General features: G+C 68.0%; 14 protein-coding genes. All 14 read left to right on the forward strand.

The window, feature by feature from the left end; genetic code table 11:
• Positions 1 to 50: 50 nt before the first annotated feature.
• Complete coding sequence (locus tag ACOQFP_RS00250; RefSeq protein ID WP_037154451.1) at positions 51 to 707, forward strand: hypothetical protein; 657 nt, start codon at positions 51 to 53, stop codon at positions 705 to 707.
• Entirely contained in the window at positions 707 to 1,996 is a 1,290-nt protein-coding gene (locus ACOQFP_RS00255) for a MinD/ParA family ATP-binding protein (RefSeq protein WP_094684186.1), read from the forward strand. Before ACOQFP_RS00250 ends, ACOQFP_RS00255 begins: the two co-directional genes overlap by 1 nt.
• 41 nt (positions 1,997 to 2,037) lie before the next feature.
• Positions 2,038 to 4,119: a cutinase family protein gene (locus tag ACOQFP_RS00260; RefSeq protein ID WP_094684187.1), complete on the forward strand. Its 2,082-nt coding sequence runs from the start codon at positions 2,038 to 2,040 to the stop codon at positions 4,117 to 4,119.
• Positions 4,120 to 4,261: 142 nt separating this feature from the next.
• Positions 4,262 to 5,959: a peptidoglycan DD-metalloendopeptidase family protein gene (locus ACOQFP_RS00265; RefSeq protein WP_037154222.1), complete on the forward strand. Its 1,698-nt coding sequence runs from the start codon at positions 4,262 to 4,264 to the stop codon at positions 5,957 to 5,959.
• Positions 5,956 to 6,546 (forward strand): hypothetical protein, encoded by a 591-nt coding sequence (locus ACOQFP_RS00270; protein WP_037154224.1) that lies wholly within the window; start codon positions 5,956 to 5,958, stop codon positions 6,544 to 6,546. The genes ACOQFP_RS00265 and ACOQFP_RS00270 overlap by 4 nt, the downstream gene beginning before the upstream one ends.
• Positions 6,547 to 6,604: 58 nt before the next feature.
• Complete coding sequence (locus ACOQFP_RS00275) at positions 6,605 to 7,009, forward strand: hypothetical protein (RefSeq protein WP_037154227.1); 405 nt, start codon at positions 6,605 to 6,607, stop codon at positions 7,007 to 7,009.
• Positions 7,010 to 7,110: 101 nt separating this feature from the next.
• Positions 7,111 to 7,851 (forward strand): hypothetical protein, encoded by a 741-nt coding sequence (locus tag ACOQFP_RS00280; protein ID WP_037154228.1) that lies wholly within the window; start codon positions 7,111 to 7,113, stop codon positions 7,849 to 7,851.
• An 8-nt stretch (positions 7,852 to 7,859) separates the two neighbouring features.
• On the forward strand, positions 7,860 to 10,037 hold the full coding sequence (locus ACOQFP_RS00285) for a hypothetical protein (protein ID WP_037154231.1): 2,178 nt from the start codon (positions 7,860 to 7,862) through the stop codon (positions 10,035 to 10,037).
• Positions 10,038 to 10,040: 3 nt separating this feature from the next.
• Entirely contained in the window at positions 10,041 to 11,627 is a 1,587-nt protein-coding gene (locus ACOQFP_RS00290; RefSeq protein WP_052058721.1) for an SCO6880 family protein, read from the forward strand.
• A 14-nt stretch (positions 11,628 to 11,641) separates the two neighbouring features.
• Positions 11,642 to 13,117 (forward strand): ATP/GTP-binding protein, encoded by a 1,476-nt coding sequence (locus ACOQFP_RS00295; RefSeq protein ID WP_037154234.1) that lies wholly within the window; start codon positions 11,642 to 11,644, stop codon positions 13,115 to 13,117.
• Complete coding sequence (locus ACOQFP_RS00300) at positions 13,114 to 13,899, forward strand: hypothetical protein (RefSeq protein ID WP_037154236.1); 786 nt, start codon at positions 13,114 to 13,116, stop codon at positions 13,897 to 13,899. Before ACOQFP_RS00295 ends, ACOQFP_RS00300 begins: the two co-directional genes overlap by 4 nt.
• A complete protein-coding gene (locus tag ACOQFP_RS00305) occupies positions 13,896 to 15,743 on the forward strand; it encodes a type IV secretory system conjugative DNA transfer family protein (protein WP_037154239.1) in 1,848 nt (615 codons plus the stop codon). Before ACOQFP_RS00300 ends, ACOQFP_RS00305 begins: the two co-directional genes overlap by 4 nt.
• Positions 15,740 to 16,372 (forward strand): DUF4913 domain-containing protein, encoded by a 633-nt coding sequence (locus tag ACOQFP_RS00310; RefSeq protein ID WP_094719626.1) that lies wholly within the window; start codon positions 15,740 to 15,742, stop codon positions 16,370 to 16,372. The genes ACOQFP_RS00305 and ACOQFP_RS00310 overlap by 4 nt, the downstream gene beginning before the upstream one ends.
• Positions 16,373 to 16,935: 563 nt before the next feature.
• The coding region (locus ACOQFP_RS00315) for a transposase (protein ID WP_421583100.1) at positions 16,936 to 17,160 on the forward strand (225 nt) is incomplete at its 3' end.

Consider the following 17,160-nt stretch of genomic DNA (forward strand, 5'->3'; position numbering starts at 1 on the left):
GATCGCCGCAGCACCGCGGCGAACAGCCACCACGAAAGGAACGCCAGGACATGAGCGATGCAGCGAGCGAATGGGCCGAGGCCGCCACCGCAGTACGACAGGCACGCGAGACCCTCGAGGCGTCGACCGCGAGCGAGATCCGCGCCTGGGCCGAAAAATCGGGGCTGACCGACTGGTCGATGTGGCAGAAGATCAAACGAGAGCTCTACAAGCAGCTCGACCTCGACTACGACGGATTGCGTGCCAACGAAGCCGAGCAGGTCACCGACGCGGTCGCCTCTGCGGCGTCGGCCGCACCACTGGTCGAGCTCTACGCCGCAGGCGATGAGCGCGGGAGCTTCGCAGTGGTCGGAGATGGTGACGAAACAGCCTGGTACGGAACATTTCACGCCAAGGACGCGGTGTTCCGGCAGGGCGATCAGACCTCGGCCGACGACTCGGCGGCCGGCAAGGCAGCCTTTCTCGCCGGCAAGCTACGCGAAGAGCTCAACGCCCCCGCGATCCGGCTGATACTGCATATCTCCAACCCGCACCTCGACGGCGCGCGGCTCGCAGCTCTCGCCGCACGCTACGGAGTGCACCTCGAACGCCTCGAGATCGACGACGACAATCCGGCCACCGTGTGGTGCGAGGTTCCCGGGCACCGTCCGTGGCAGGCCATCCGGCTCTCCGATCTGCTCGTCGACGATCAAGCGGAGGTCGGCTGATGGCCGAACAGCACCCGCGCCCGGACGTCGATAACCCCGTCGCGGGGTACGAAGCCGAGGACACCGTCAACCTCCGCGCTCAGCGTCTTCGCCGACCCGAATCCGAACCGGACGAACAGCCTGCAGAAGAGCCGGCCGACGACACCGCACCGGACCCGTACGGGGTCGGGCAGGACGCACTGGCAGCGGTCGAGACACCCGATGTCGACCCCACAGCGTTCTACCGAGCGCGACTGTTCGACCGCCAGGAGGAAGACCCGACCGCCGAGCCGGCCGAAGCAGGCCTGCGGGGACGGCTCAATGCCGCCTTGGGAACTCACCTGAGGCCCAAGCCTGCATCTGCCGAAGTCAGACTGCGTCAGTCGATTCGCGTTGTGCAGCAGCCTCTTCCCGGGTGCTCGGTGGTCTCTGTCATCAACCCCAAGGGCGGGGCGGGCAAAACTCCGACATCGGTCATGCTCGGTTCGACGTTCGGTAAGCACCGTGGCCACGGGGTGACGGTCTTCGACGCCAGCGAATCGCTCGGCAGTCTCGGCGATCGCGCCGCCCGCACCACCGATCCGGAGCTCACGGTGTGGGACCTGCTCGATCATGCACACGAGCTGGCGTCCTCGTCGGCGGTGTCGGGGTCGCTCACTGCGTTCCTGCGGCGTCAGCCGACGATGGAAGACATTCTCGCTGCGGACAATTCGGCCGACCGTGAGCGCAACTTGGGGTGGGACGAATGCGCCGCGGTGATGGCGGTGTTGCGCCGACACCGGGACCTGATCGTCATCGACACCGCCGCAAATCCCTTGGCCGAGAGCTGGCAGTGGGCCGTGCAGCATTCCGATGCCCTGGTCGTTCCGCTCCCGCTGCGCCTCGACATCGCCCGGCAGGTCTATCAGATGCTCGAGGGCATCATCGCCCGTGGCTACGGGCACCTGTTGGCGTCGACGATCGTCGTGACCTGTGCAACACCGGATTCCAACCCGCAGTTGGCGTCGGCGGTCTTCGAGGATCTGCGCAATCTCGGTGTCCAGGAAAGCAATTTCATTCAGGCCCCGTACGAATCAGCGCTCGCCCGCGGTGACCGGATCGTCTACAAGGACCTCCCGCCCGCCACGATCGAGGCCTACACCAACGTCACCGCCCTGGTCGCCGACAACGTCGCCGCGGCACGAGCCGGCGCGGCCTATCAGTTCACCGATCCGTACTCCCCGCAATCGGTGTACCGCCAGCCCGACAGCGCACCACCCCCACAGCTTTCGCAGTGGGAGCGGCGCAGCCGCGACCGTCGCGGAGCCTGACCCGTCCCCACCCCCGCTGAACGCACACGAGGAGAAACACGATGACCGGCCAGAGAACGCACACCACCCCGCGGCGACGACGACGCCGGACACTGTCGGCGCTGACCGTCGTCGTCTCCGCGGTGGTCCTGGCCGCGGGCACCGTCCCCGCATACGCTGCCCCGGCTGCGACGGCGGCGACCTCGTGCGCGAAGTACGTCGCGATCATGACCCCCGGTACGTGGGAGACCAACGCCGCGGCGAATCCGACCACCCCGGTAGGGATGCTCGCCACTGTCGGCAACGCACTGAAGCAGAAGTACGGCAACGACATCGAGGTCTACTACCCGGCGTACGCGGCCTCGGCGTTCGACAAAGGGCGCACCTACGCCGACAGCAAGGAAACCGGCAAGAGCGCCATCAACAACATCCTGACCTCGGCGTGCGCGACGTCGAAGTTCCTGCTCTCGGGCTACTCCCAGGGCGCGGACGCCGCCGGCGACATCGCCGCCGAGATCGGCAACGGACGCGGCGTCGTTCCCGCGGCCCGGATTCTCGGTGTCGGTCTGGTCGCCGATCCGCACCAGGGCACCGCGGGCGGCACCGTCGTCGGGCCGAAGGTCGACGGCCAGGGCATCGGCGGGGTCCGGCCGGAAGGCTTCGGCTCTCTCGCCCCGGTGGTCAAGCAGCTCTGCAATCCCACGGACCTGTACTGCTCGACGAACGCCGGCAAGGACGGTCTGCTCGCTGGTCTGGGCAAGGTGCTGGCGAACAAGCCCGTCGACCCGGCCACCACCGGCGGACAGACCGGATCCGGATCAAGCGCAGCAGCGTCGAGTACCGCAGTGCCGTCGACGTCCGCGCAGGGCGGCGTCACCGGTGCCGGGACACAGCCCGGGACGACACCGACGCAGTCGGGAGGGGTCAGCGATTTCTCGTCGTCGCTGGTCTCGGACTTCTCCCGCGTCGATCTGGCCGGTGCCGCGAACACCGCATCGACTCTCGGGGAGCGGGTGGCCACCCTGCCCGACTCGGTGGGAACCAACCGCACGCAGTCTCAGGTCGCCAGCGTCGGGGCCTCGGCGACATCGCTGCTCAACACCCTCGAACCGGTCGCCGACGTGCAGTCGGTGATCGCCGCGAACCCCGGCATCCGTTCGACTCTCGACACCGCACCGGAAGGATCGCCGGAGGCGAAGACGTCCACGGTGCTCGACGCACTCGATCAGATCGACATTCCCGCAGTCCTGAGCACCGCGACCTCGATCGCCGACACCGCCTCGTCGGTGCTGGGCGGCACCGGCACCACCGCCGGCCTGACCGATACGGCCGCAACGCTCACCGGGCAGGTCGCACCGTTGCAGTCCGTGTCCCCGGATGCGCTGACCTCGGCAACGCAGGTGCTCTCGTTGCTCAAGCCGAAGACGGTGGTCAACCAGGTCGTCAACGTCGCGACCGGCTTCACGAGCCTGGACTACCAAGGCATCGTCGACAACCTGATCGCGTTGCCGCAGAAGGTCGCCGCTCTCGACGTCGCGGGATCGCACAAGATCGCCGGAGACCTGAACAACCAGTTCGCGCCGATCGTGAAAATGGCTGCGGGAGTGGACCTGCACACGCTCGCGGCGTTGGTGGCGATGATCCCCGACCCCAGCGGATCGGCGCAGATCGCCTCCCTGGTGCTGAGCTTGCTCGGCAACGTCGACGTGATCCGCCTGGCCAACGATGTCGGCGCGATTCAGGAAGTCGCGTGGAAGATCCTCGAAACCGGCAACCTCGCGGCCGCCGCCGAGCTGCTGCCCATCGGGCTCGACCTCGCCTCGGTCGCGGTCGGAGTGCTCACCGGATCCTCCAAGACGAGCGCCGACCAGCTCGGCGCGCAGACTCAGGTCACCGGACAGTCCGCAGCGATCGGTCGACAGGCCTCCAGCGGCGATTTCGCCGGTCTGGCAGGCAGTCTCGTCTCACTGGCCTCGTCACCGGGTGCAGGGGACGCGGCCGAGCTGGTCGGTGCGGGTATCGACGCGGCGACGTTCTTCGCCTCCGGTGCGCACCAGTCCTACGGCGACTTCACGGTCGACTCCACCGGCCGCAGCGCCCTGCAATGGCTCATCGACTTCTTCACCCAGAAGGTCGGGGGCTGACCAGCCGCCGAGCAGGCTCTGCAGCCGGGCGGGCATGACGCAGAGCAGCCGAAAACTAGAGCACCACAACCGAACTACGCGTACCACCACAGGTGTCCGGGCGGGCACTGATCATTCTTTCGATTCGTGAGGACATGCACCGATGGCAGCATCACAGCAGGGCAGCAAGGGCAGTGCCGGCGCACTGAGCCTGTTGCTGATCTTCGCCGTCGCCGCGATCGGCATGTTCGGTGTCCTCTCGGGCGATCGCACACCGCCGGTCGACGAAGGCACGTGCCTGCCGGCCGGCGCGGCCGTGGTGGCCCCGCACTCGGGAACAGTGGTGATGCCGCTGCGTGAAGGCACGTATCAGGCGACGAGCGGTTTCGGTGCCCGCACCAATCCGGTGACCGGCGAGCCCGAGGGACACCAGGGCCAGGACTATTCAGCCCCGATCGGTACCCCGATCTACGCGGCCACCGACGGCACGGTCGTCAAGGCCGAACACGCCAGCGGGTTCGGCAACTGGATCATCATCGACACCACCGTCGACGGACAGTCGCTCTCGACGGTCTACGGCCACATGAACGACGACGGCGTCGGGGTGACCGCGGGCCAGACCGTCAAGGCCGGTGACCCGATCGGGGCCGTCGGCAACGCCGGTCAATCCACCGGGCCGCACCTGCATTTCGAGGTCTGGCCCGGCACGCGCCTCGCATCCGGATCGAGCCCGGTCGATCCCGTTGCCTGGCTCGCCGCCGCCGGTGCCACCGCACCGACCGCCACCGCGGACGTTCTCGCGGCGGGACCGGCCGGCCCCTCCGCCGTGACCCCGACCGCCGGTGCCGCGGCGCAGGGCGTATCGAGTCGATCGGTCAAACTTGCCGCCGCGATCAAACCCGGTTGCGGTGTCCCGGCCGGATCGACCGGACTGCGACCGGGGTCGGTGCCGGCGGACTTCGAGCCGTGGATCGTCAAGGCCGGCACCGTGTGCCCCGAGGTCACCGCCCCGGTCGTCGCCGCGCAGCTCGAACAAGAGGGCGGCTTCGACGTCAACGCCCACAACGCAAGCTCCGGCGCGGACGGGCCGGCGCAGTTCATGCCGGCCACGTGGGCGGCGAAAGGCGTCGACGGCGACGGAGACGGCCGCAAGGACACCCGGAGCATCGCCGATGCGGTGATGAGCCAAGCCGCCTACGACTGCGAGCTGGCGGGCATCGCCAAGGACTCGCTCGCCGCCGGCAAGGTCAGCGGCGACCTGACCGAGCTGTATCTGTCGATGTACAACTGCGGTCCCGGTGCGACCCTCTCGCAGGGCCGGGTGTGCCAGAACGCCGAAACCCTCGACTACGTCGCGAAGATTCCCCGCCGCGCAGCAGAGGCGTTCTCCGTCGCCGTCCCCCAGGCCACACCGGGCATCGTCCCCGGTGGCCCGTTCGGTCAGAACGTCGTCGCGGCCGCGATGCGCTGGCTCGGCACCACCTACGCCTGGGGCGGAGGCGACCGCAACGGCCCCACACGCGGGGTCAGCGACGGCGGCGGCCGTGCGGACATGATCGGCGACTTCGACAAGGTCGGTTTCGACTGCTCCGGACTGGTCCTCTACGCCGTCGCGCAAGCCTCCGGCGGCGCGATCGTGCTCCCCCACCAGGACTCGGCGCAGATCGCCGACAGCCGCGGCCGCGTGATCGCCACCCCCGGTGAGCTCGCTCCCGGCGACATCATCCAACCCCACTCGGGCCACATCTTCATCTGGCTCGGCGGAAACAAGGTCGTCGAGGCACCGCAGTCCGGCGACGTGGTGAAGGTATCGGATTGGACCCCGCCCGCGAGCGGCCTGACAGCACGGAGATTCGGATGAGAACCACCCGCACCGCGTTCGCCGTAATCCTCATCACTGCAACGGTTGTCACCGCGTGCGGTGGCCAGGAGACCGGCGGCGCCGATGCCCCGTCGATCCCGGCGCAGCAGTGGACCCCGGGTACGCCCCCGCCGAGCGGCAGCGATCCCACCCGGACCCCGCCGCCGGCCGCGACTGCGCTGCCCGACCTCGCGGCAGGGGTGGACCGGCAGGATCCGGACTCGGTGGCCACCGCGGCGTTGACGGTCTGGTTCACCTGGAACACCGCCGTCGACACCGGACCCAACGACGCCGCCGCCCGCACCGCACCGCTGCTCACCTCCGAGTACGCACGTGAGATCACCTCCACCACAGCGCAATCGAGCCCCGGTGCGCAGTGGCTGGACTGGGCCGCAGGCGGCGCGGTCCTGACCCCCGACCTCGTCGCCGACGACGAACCCGTTCCCCCGCAGACCGATTCAACGGCCTACCGGTCCTACCGCGTCACCCAAACCATCGACGGTGCACCGGTGAGCGAGAGGGTCGTCGCGATGATCCTGCGGCGCGGGTCCGGCGGCTGGGAGGTGAGCCGCATTCAAGACAAATAGCCCCGCCTCGTACATCCACTGGCACTGCAGAACAACCCGTTTCGGAAAGGAACCCCCGATGGACACAGAATCCGTCACCTCCCGCACTTCGCACCGAGCGCGCCGCGTACTCGGCGTCCTCGCTATCACCGCCGCGCTCACCGTCCTGGCCGGCGGAGTCGCCGCCGCACAGGCGGTCAACCCGTACGACGGGGTCAACCCGGACATCGGCCTGTTCGGGCCCGCTCTGAACCAGACGTGGAAGCGCCTGCTCGCGGCGATCTGGGGAGCCAGCATCGCCCTCGCCGGCCTGTGGGTACTGACCTCGTTCCTCAGCTCCAGGAAGGCCCGCAAGCGCAACATGTCCAGCGATCTGAGCGAAGCGGGCGAGGATCTCAAGCTCTCGCTCATCATCTTGGGCGGAGTGGCCGCTGTCTCGCCGATCGTCGGCGCAGTCCTGCTCCTCGTCCAGCCCGGCGCATAGCCGATCCCGGCTGCGGTCCGGCGCATAGCCGATCGCGGCTCTGACCCCCGCTCTTCCTCCTCCCCGACGCGGGCACCGTCCGCAGAAACGAGCTACCCATCATGGCCATCGACTACCGCAACGTCGGTTCCGAACCCCCCAGCTCCCCCAACACCGGCACCGTCTCCGGTGACCGCCGAACCGACAGCACGTCCGGGTCCAAACGCTGGATCATTCTCGGGGCCGTCGCCCTGGCGATCCTTGCCGTCGTCTCGATGATCGTGGTCGGTCTGTCGGGCCGCTCCGACAACTCCGGCGGCGGTGGCTCCGATGCCATCCGCGCAGTACACGGACCCACGACGGTGAACAACGGTGTCCCCAGCGGCTACACCCGCGACACCCAAGGCGCATCGACGGCCGCGGTGAACGTGCTCCAGGCGTTCGATCAGGCCAGCCAGGGCCGCATCGACATGAACGATGTCCGCTCGACGATGATCGCCGCCGACCCCGGCGCCGAACTGGCCCGCGAGATCGAACTCGGCAGCAACCGCGACGAGAGCAGCGACGTGATGAACACCCTGCCGGCCGCGGTGCACGTGTCCTCGTTCGCCGCCGACGCCGCGCAGATCTCGGTGTGGTCGATGACCACCACCCAGTCCGACATCAACAACACCGGCACCGTCGCCGTGAGCACTCTGTGGGCGACCACCGACATCTCGTTGGTCTGGCAGGACGGGGACTGGAAGGCCAAGGACTGGTCCTACCGCCAGGGCCCGCGCCCGGAAGACGCGTCCTACCCGGCCGCTGATTCCGCGCTCGGCGGTCAACTGACCGCCGGGTACTACACCTTCTACATCGACTAGGAGAGAACATGATTCGCCGTCTCGTTCTCATCGCGGTCACCGCCGCACTGGTGGCACTGTTCGGATCATCCGCTGTTGCGCTCGCCCAGCCTTCCGCCGTTCCCGCCCCCGCACCGGGGGCGGTCACCGCCCAACAACCGGCCTCGAGGCTGCCCGCGCACTTCCCGGACGATCTCAAGAAATTCATCGGCGGCACCGAGGAATTTCGGAGCGGGCCCTGGTTCACCGGTAACTGCGCAGACCACGGCGGCGACCTGGGAACCTATATCTCCCAAGCACTCACGAACGAAAACCGGCTCCTGTACTGGACCGCATCGGACGAGAACAAAGCCGTCATGCTCGGCGGTGCGAGCGCGGTCGGCTCCGACCCGCAGGCCCAGGCCACGGCCGAGATCACCCGTCAGGCCGTCGCCGACGGGACCGAACCACCCGCCGACGCTCTGCCGACGGTGTTTCCGGCCGGGGACACCAGCTTTCACCCACCGACGGGAACCTGCGCCGAGGACCTTGCCCGGTGGGGCACCAAGGAATGGGGCACGTGGGGCTTCGCCTGGGCGCAGAGCCCGGACGCGGACTCGCTGACCGCGATCAAAGCGCTGCCCGGTGCCGACAAGGTGCCCGACGCCGCCTGGTCGGACCCGTGCTCGCAGGGTTCGGGCGACCAGTACTGCATGCACGCGTTCTTCGTCGATTGCTCGAAAGCCGAACGGGCAGATGCCAGCCGCTGCCAGGACTGGAACCTGTCGATCGGACGATTGTTCGCCGGCACCGCGAACTGGATCGACAAGAACACCTCGTTCACCGAGCGCCTCGAGGACACTCTCGGCAAAGTCATCGCGGCCACCCCTCAGTACAAGCTCGGCAAGGCCTACCTGCAGGCATTCTCCTGGATCTCGGGGGCAGCGAACGACGTCGTCGACTTCGTCACCGACCCGACCACCGTCATCGACGACTGGGTCAACGCCACCAAGAGCGGGGCACTCTCACTCACCGACGCCGTACTGCGGGGGCTCACCTCGACCGGCGACTTCGATCCCACCCAGCAGTGGTTCGTGACCTATTACGCCGGATCGACAGGTCTGGGAATCATGGTCATGTCGCTGGCAGTACTGCTGGCGATCATGCGATCACGGCACAAGGGCTCACCATCGGAGCTGGTGGCCAACGTCTTCGGCTACATGCCCGCCGGGGTGGTGATGATGCTGTTCTCCCTGGCCCTGGCTCAACTGGTGATCGAGTTCGCGACAGTGCTCACCGAGGGCATCGCCAGTTTCAGCGGCTCCACGATCACCGAGATGGTGGAAAACATCTACGCCACGATGGGCACGCTGAACAAGGACACCGTCGTCGGCGGCTCGATCGTCGGCCTGGTCTTCTTCGGCATCCTGCTGCTCGGCGCGATGTCGGTCTACCTGGGTCTGCTCATGCACCAGATCGGGCTTCCGCTGACCGCGTGCGTCGCCGGAATCGGCTACGGCATGTGGGTGCACCCGACGTGGCGGACCAAAGCGCTGCGGCCACTGTTCACGTTCGTCGGCATCGTGCTCAGCAAGCCGATGCTGTTCCTGCTCATCGCGATCGTGCTCGCCGGGGCCAACAACGCTCTGCTCTCGGGCGGCGGCGGCTCGGGAGATCTGACCTCGCTCGGCGCTCTCGTGCTCGTCGGGGCCTCGATGGTCGTCGTCGGCCTGGCACCGTGGGCAATGCTCGCATGGGCACCGATCCTGCCGACCAAAGCCGACTCCGAAGGATTCGGCCGCGGTGGTGGCTCCGTCGCCGGTGGTGTCATCGGCGGCGTGGGCAGCTCGGCCCTGTTCCGCAGCCGCAGCGGCGGAGGTGGTGGCGGAGGCGGGTCGACCGTCACACCGCGCTCGACCCGCTCCGGCGACGGCGTCGACAAGGCCACCCGATCCACGCATTCGACCCCGTCGAGCAATTCCACCCCAGGCCACACCACCGCGGCCGCCCACAGCGGCGGCGCCGACAAGGGCGGGGCGTCGACACGGAAGCGCTCGACGATGGGCATGGCCGGCCGACTCGGCGGAAAGCTCGCGACGGGATCGGCCGCGACGGTCGCCTCGGCCGGGGCAGCTGCGGTGCCGATCGCCGCGCAGTCCGCAGCGGCGGCGATGAACAAAGCCAAATCCGGTGCCGAGTCCGCTCCGTCCGAAGCCGAAGGCAGGTAAGCGATGTCGACCGAGACCGTCGAGCACGACAGCGAGCAGAGAACCTCCATCCTGGGCGGTGAGATCGCGCGCCGCGGAATGACCGGGATCTCGGCACCGGTGCTCATCACCTGGACCGCGGCTCTGATCATCGGCGTCGTGTACTACCTCGCCGCGGGCGGTGGCGCGATGACCGTCGGGCTCGTGGCGGTGTTCTACGTCGGGGTGTTCGCCTCGACATACGAATTCGGGGACACCTCCCTGGCGGCGCGGCAGTTGCACCGGTTGCGGAACTGGGCGCGGATGCGTCGCGGGGAGCACGTCTACCGCAACGCCGACGACCCCGCCTACGGGGTAGCCGATCTCGACCCCGGCTGGGAGTACCCGGTGCCGCTCGGGCGGACGGCCCCGCTCGATGTCGCCGGCACCGGCCTGGACGAGATGTTCATCGTCCGCACCGCCAACCCCGGCGAGCGGGCCTACTACACGGTCGTACTGTCCGTGCAGGGCCTGGCCGGGGGGCTGCGCACCGACGCGGCCTGGGCGACGACATCGGAGAAGTTCGGTCTGTTCAGCGCCTCGATGGCCCGCAAGACCTCGCTCATCCGCGGAGTGCAACTGATCCACCGCTCCATTCCCGCGGATCTGACCATGCACGAGGACTGGGTCGAGCGGGAGGTCGAACAGCTCGGCGACATGCGTCTGCGGGCACCGGTGGAGTCCTACGGCGACCTCATCGACACCATCCGGCCGCACTCGGAAGAGCACCGGGCGTACGTGGTGCTCAAATTCCCCCAGACCGACCACTTCGAGGCCGAAGCCGCGCGAGCGGCAGGCGGGAAAGGTGCCCGATTCGAAGGCGGTGTCGCCCAGGTGATCCGCGACGAGACGATGCGCGCGGTGAGCAAACTCGTCGCCGCCGGCATGGGCCGTGTCCAGGTCCTCGGTGAGCAGCGCACCTGCGCGCTGATCCGCGCGTTCGTCGACCCGTCGAACCCACTCGATCGTCACCAAGGGGCGCGGTGGTCGAACTGCTGGCCCTCCTATGTCGGTGGCCACGAGTCGGTGGTGGTATCCGGACGCTGGCACACCCGTGTCGGGTTCCTCCCGCCGGCGAGCATCGAACCCATTCCGCTGGGCCCGTTGTGGCTCGCGCCGCTGCTGACCGGGGTCGCCCCCGACATCGGCGACGACGAGAACCCGCCGTCCCCGACGATCCGAACCGTCAGTGTCCGCGTCGATTTCGTGCCCGACGCCGTCGCCCGGGAAGCGGCGAGTCAGGACTTCACTCAGGACCGCGCCTCGCAGGAAAGCGCCCTCCGCAAAGGCATCATCGGCGACGGCTCGGCCGAAGTGATGGCCACCGCGTCCGGGCGTCGACGCCTGGATCTGATGCCCGGCTCGGGCCATCACGGCACCATCTACTCCCTCGCCGTGGCGGTCACCGGCCGCGACGAAGACGACCTCGAGCGGGCCTGCATGCGCGTGGAGGAAGCCGCCGACGAATCGGCCATCAAAACCATCACCTGGCAGGACGACACACACGACGTCGCCCTGTTCACCACCCTGCCCTTCGCTCGCGGTCTCGCCGTGACGCGCTACACCAAGTAGCCCAGGAGATTTCGATGCCGCAACACACCACCCATCGCCCCGCCACCCGACCGATCGCAACCCAGGAACCGAGCCGCTCGGCACGTCGACGGCGGCTCGGCGACTCCGCCGCGGTCCTCGAGGCGATCCCCGCCAAGGTCGCCCGCCGTAAGCCACCTCGTCGGTTCGCGCTCCTCGACCGCTACGGCTGGTACGAACCCCGCTCCGAAGGCGCGTGGAGCACCACCAGGCAGTCCGAAGCACTGAACCTGGCCATCAGCCGCCGCAGTGCCCGCCACCAGGGAGCGGTGACCGGCCTGAACCGGATCTCCCAGGATCTGGTGATCACCGATCCCTTCGAGCTCTACGGCACCGACATCTCCAACATCAACGTCTGCGTCGTCGGGGACATCGGCAAGGGCAAGTCCTCGATGATCAAGACCGCGTTTCTGTGGCGGCAGATCATCTTCGGCCGGCAGGTAGTGGTGATCGACAAGAAACGCCAGGGCAGCGAGGGCGAGTACTCCATCTTCGCCCGCACCCTCGACGTGGAATCGGTCCGGTTCAAGACCGGTGGCGGCGGGGCGCGACTGAACCTGCTCGACCCGGCGATCACCACCGGCGGTGAGCACGCCGGCGGCCTCGACGGTGTCACCCCGGCCGGTCAGGAAGCCCTCGTGCTCGCCGTCCTCGCCGACACCATGGAACGCCCGCTGACCACACCGGAGAAGAGCGCCGTCGGCCGAGCGTTGGAGCTGGTCAACGCCGACGCCGCCGCCACCGGTCGCGCACCGGTACTCGAGGATCTCGCGCGCCGCCTCGTCGAACCGTCCACCGACGACGGCACGTACTTCGGTGACCGCTGGTCCGAGCGCTCGCTCGAATGGGGCTACGAGCCCGGCCTGGCCCTGCTGCGTCTGGTCGACCGGGACCTCAAAGGCCTCGTCGACGCCGAAACCTCCCCGGAGGTCCGGGCCGCGCTCGAGCACCCCTTCGCGCACTTCGACGTCTCCGCGTTGCCGACCGAAGGACCTGCGCTGCGGGTGGTGATGACCGTGATCAACACCTGGCTGGCGAACCTGCTCGCGGCCCGCTCGTCGGTGTCCAAGCAGACCATCCTCATCGTCGAGGAAGGCTGGCACGTCGCCGAAGGATCGACCGGCGCGGTGTTCCGGTCGAACATGAAACTCTCTCGCGGACTGGGTCTGTCCACCGTCTCGGCCTTCCACCACCCCTCCGACATGTCCCACGACTCCCCCGCCCGGGCGCTCATGCAGGAGGCGGGAATCGTGTTCCTGTTCGCGCAGGAACGCTTCGACGACGCCCGCGAGACCGCGGAGATGTATCACCTTCCACCCGGGTCGATCGACATCATCATGGGCCTGGGCCAGGGCGAATGCCTGGTCAAGATCGGCTCGTCCGACCCGATCCTGATGGAACACGTCCGCTCCCCTCAGGAGATCGCCCTCACCGACACCGACGCCGCCGTCAAAGGAGTCAAGCCCGCATGACCACCTCACCACCATCCTCGTCACCGCATCCGATCCGGCGTCCTCGCACCGCCCGCACCATCGACGTGCGGGTGAGCTCCGCGGCCCCGGCCGGGTACGCCGACGACACCCGCTCGAGCAGCGATGGCCGGTTCGCATCCCCCTACGCCGCAGCACGATTCGCCGTCAGCCACGCCGCTTCCCTCGCCGCCGGTCTCCCCGGCATCACCGTCACCATCACTGTCGACGGACACGACGAGGTCTGTGTGTCCGGCACCCCCGGCGAGATCACCTGCGCACTCGCCACCATCCCGATCTACAGCGCCGGCGTCCGCACAGCGCGGACACCGGCACCGTGCTACCTGCGTGCCGCCGTCGACGAGGTCGCGCTGCCGATCCAGTGGCAGGGCAGCGCCGGCGTGGATGTGTGCGTGCTCTCGACCCGGCCCGACCCGCTGCCGAACTCGACGCTGCTGCTCGGACAGTGGGCACCGGACCTCGCGTACCGCCTCGCGCACGACCTCGCCCGCTCGATCACCGAGCGCAGTGGTCGACGCAGCCCGGCCACCGTGACCTACCTCCCCGACCAGTGGCGGTACGAGATCACCCATCCCGCCCCGATCTCCGACACCGACGCCGCCGCGGTGGCCCGGTACATCCGGATCACGCAACTACGAGCCAACCTCGCCGCCCTCGACCCGATCGCCGACGCGGACTGCGCGGTCGGTCTGGCCGCCGAGCTGCACGTGCTCGAAAGCTACTCCCGCCGTGCCCCTTCCACCGACGACAGGACAGTTCGATGAGTGCGATGCAATCCCCTCCCCGCAGGCCCAGCGATCCGTTCGTCCCGGCCGAGGTCTGGGTCGGTGCCGCTCTGATCGTGGGTGTGGTGTTCGCTGTCGCCGGCGGCGGCATGGTCTCCTCGCTGGTCTCGAGCAAGGTGATCGCGATGCCCACCAGCTTCGGTGAGTTGTTCGCGATCTTCCGCGGGTTGGTCACGAACCCATCGGACCCCGCGGCTGCGTGGCCGGCGACCGCGCAGCCGGGCCCGGCGTGGGTGACCTGGGTGTGCATTCTCGTGCTCGGTGCGCTGTATACCGCTGTCGCACTGTGGATCAGCTCCGAGATCGACGACTGGCAGCACCACCGCGGTCAGGCCCAACGTGGATTCGCCGGTCGACGTGAACTCGTCCGGGCAGGTATCGACGAGAAGAGTGTCCGCAAAGCCGCCGTCGCCACCCGTTCGTCGTTGAAGGGCACGCGGGCATCGAAGCTGGACGCGAGCGAGGTCGCTATCGCGTTGGGCCGCAACATGGTCGACCCCGACAAGATCGTCTACATCAAGCAGAACGACTGCATGCTCGTCGAAGGCGTCACCGGCTCGGGTAAGACCTGGCGTGTGGCGTATCAGCGCTGCATGGACGCACCCGGCACCCTGCTTGTGACCTCGACGAAAGTGGACCTGATCTCGGCGACGTACGAGCACCGCGCCGCGCTCGGGAGGGTGTCGATCTTCGATCCGGACAACATCACCGGATGGCCCGACCCGATCCGCTGGTCGATCCTCTCCGGATGCCAGGACCCGGACGTGGCGATCCGCCGCGCCCAGAGCTTGGTATCGGCAATGCCGATGGGAGACACCAAGAACGGCGGCTACTGGGAAGACAAAGCCGTCGTGCTGCTGCGCTGCTACCTGCACGCGGCCGCGATCAGCGGCGCGGACCTGGCCACGCTGCGCGTATGGGTGAACTCGCGTAAAGGCCGCGAACCACGCGAGATCTTAATGCGGACGATGCCCGGCTGGGAAGCCGAACTCGGCCAGATCCTCGACTCCGGATCGGACTCCTCCGACGACATGATCGGCGCGGCCAGCAGACTCCTCGCCCCGCTCGCCTCCCCCGCACTGCTCAAGGCCGTCGATGTGCCGATGAGCGAGTCGTTCGACATCGACGAGTTCATTCGATCCGGCACGGACACGCTGTATCTGGTGTCCAAGGGCAAGGACAACTCCGCGGCACCGTTCATCGCGGCCCTGGCCAGCGAAGTGCACTACCTCGCCGACCGGCATTCGCAGACCCTGCCCGGTGGCCGATTCGATCCCCCGATCCGATTCGAGCTCGACGAAGTCAACAACGTCGCCCCGATCCCCGGCCTGCCGGATCTGATGTCGGACTCGGGCGGCCGGGGTATCACCATCCACGCCTACGCCCACAACGAAGAGCAGAACAAGCTCCGCTGGGGCGCGGTCGCCGGCAAGATGTTCGCCGACAACTCCCCCGCCCGCCTGATCCTGCCCGGCCTCAAAGGCGACGAGCTGCACGCGATCTCGAAGATGCTCGGCGACCGGTACGAGTGGCAGCCCTCCGGGAACGCCCAGTCCGGGCCGACGCTGCGGGAGGTACCGGTGATGTCGCCGGCCCAGATCCGTCAGATGGACCCCGATCAAGGCCTGCTGATCTACCGGACCGCGCCGCCGATCCTGGTGCACCTACCGACGGTGTGGGACGAGAACCCGTCACGTGCCGCGGTGATGCGCTCGCAGAACGTGTTCGACGAGATCGTGGCATCGGGCACCGCGCCTCGTACCGAGGTCCGGTCCGGCGCGGTGGTGCTCGACAAGGTCAGTGACGGGACGACACTGTCGTGACCGCGCCAGGCGGCGAGCAGGAAGAGTTGGTGCCGTCGCGGTTCACCTGGCGGTACCTCGATGCCGAGCAGGCTCGGGCCCTGTGGTCGGAGCTGATCGACTGGACCACGTGGCTGCGGGAGCGCTACGAGCTCGGCACCAAGATTCCGCCGTGCTGGTATCGCCACGATCCCGTCGTCGAGGAACTGAGCGCCCTGATGGCGGCGTGGACCGATGCCTACTATCGCGGTGACGAGTACCGGGACGACCTCACCGCCTGGCACACCCAATGGTTTCGGCCGCTCATGGCCCGTATGCGTGACATCTCGGACTTCGACAGTTGCACCCACGATCGGTGCGCGCATCGCCCGTTGCCGTCGGCCACGCTCGACGGCATCGAGGAGTTCGTCGACGCCGACGTCGACGCCCGCCCCGAACCATCGCCGGCCCCGCCTGCCCCACCGGCACCGGTCGTCGACGTCACCGCGGCCGAGGAAGTAGGCACCATCCCCGCCGACGACATGGACATGGCCATCGACTCCGGCCTCGCAGAACCGCTCGACCCCGCCGACCCCGACAGCCCCGTGAGCTTCGAGGGCATCGAATGGACCTTCAACGCCCCAATGGGTGCCTGGGTGCCCTTCCCATGACCGATCCGCGTCCCTGAACTGCGGGTTCCCGAGTTCACCGCGGTCTGCGCTGCCGCACACCCCGCCCGGATACGGCACGCGCACCGCTCGGAAGCGAACCCGCTGAACCCAGGCACCGGCCGAGTGTTCCCCGCCCGGACACGGCCGGCGCTTGGGGACACCTCTACGACGCCTGACACAATCACGTGTAGGGATCTTGAGACAACAGATGCCACTGCGGCGAGGATTGACGGCACGTTAGGGCAATCCGCAGGTAGAGGCATACGAAAATGGGAACTACACACACCCAAATGCAGCAGGTGGGGCCGGGTGGCGGGAGCTTAGCTACTCGCCTATGCGGTCGAGAGCTGCCGGTCGGGGCTGGCGAGGCGCTACTCGCAGGCTCCATTCAAGCGGTCAGCGTTGGTAGCGAGTTTGACACCAATTTGAAGGCTCGTCGGATCCAGGTGCAACACTGCACCGTCGTCTTTTCCTGCATCGCTGCAGTCGTGGTTGGGACTGCCCCAGGTTTGGTTGACATCTGATCTGTGAGGATCGCTCCTCACGGTGGAAGGATGTTCACCATGCCGAAAGCGTTCCCAGAGGAGTTCCGCCGCGACGTCATCGCTGTTGCACGCAAGGGCGAGGCCCCATTGCGTCAGATCGCGAAGGACTTCGGAATATCCGAGGGCTGTCTGCATCGGTGGCTGAAGATCGCCGACCGCGACGACGGCATCGAACGAGGCACGACGCCGGCCGGCTTGGACGAGTCCGCCGAGCTACGGGAGGCCCGCAAACGGATCAAGCTC

This window comes from Rhodococcus sp. MALMAid1271 (assembly GCF_049195265.1).
In the GTDB taxonomy this organism is placed as follows: Bacteria; Actinomycetota; Actinomycetes; order Mycobacteriales; family Mycobacteriaceae; genus Rhodococcoides.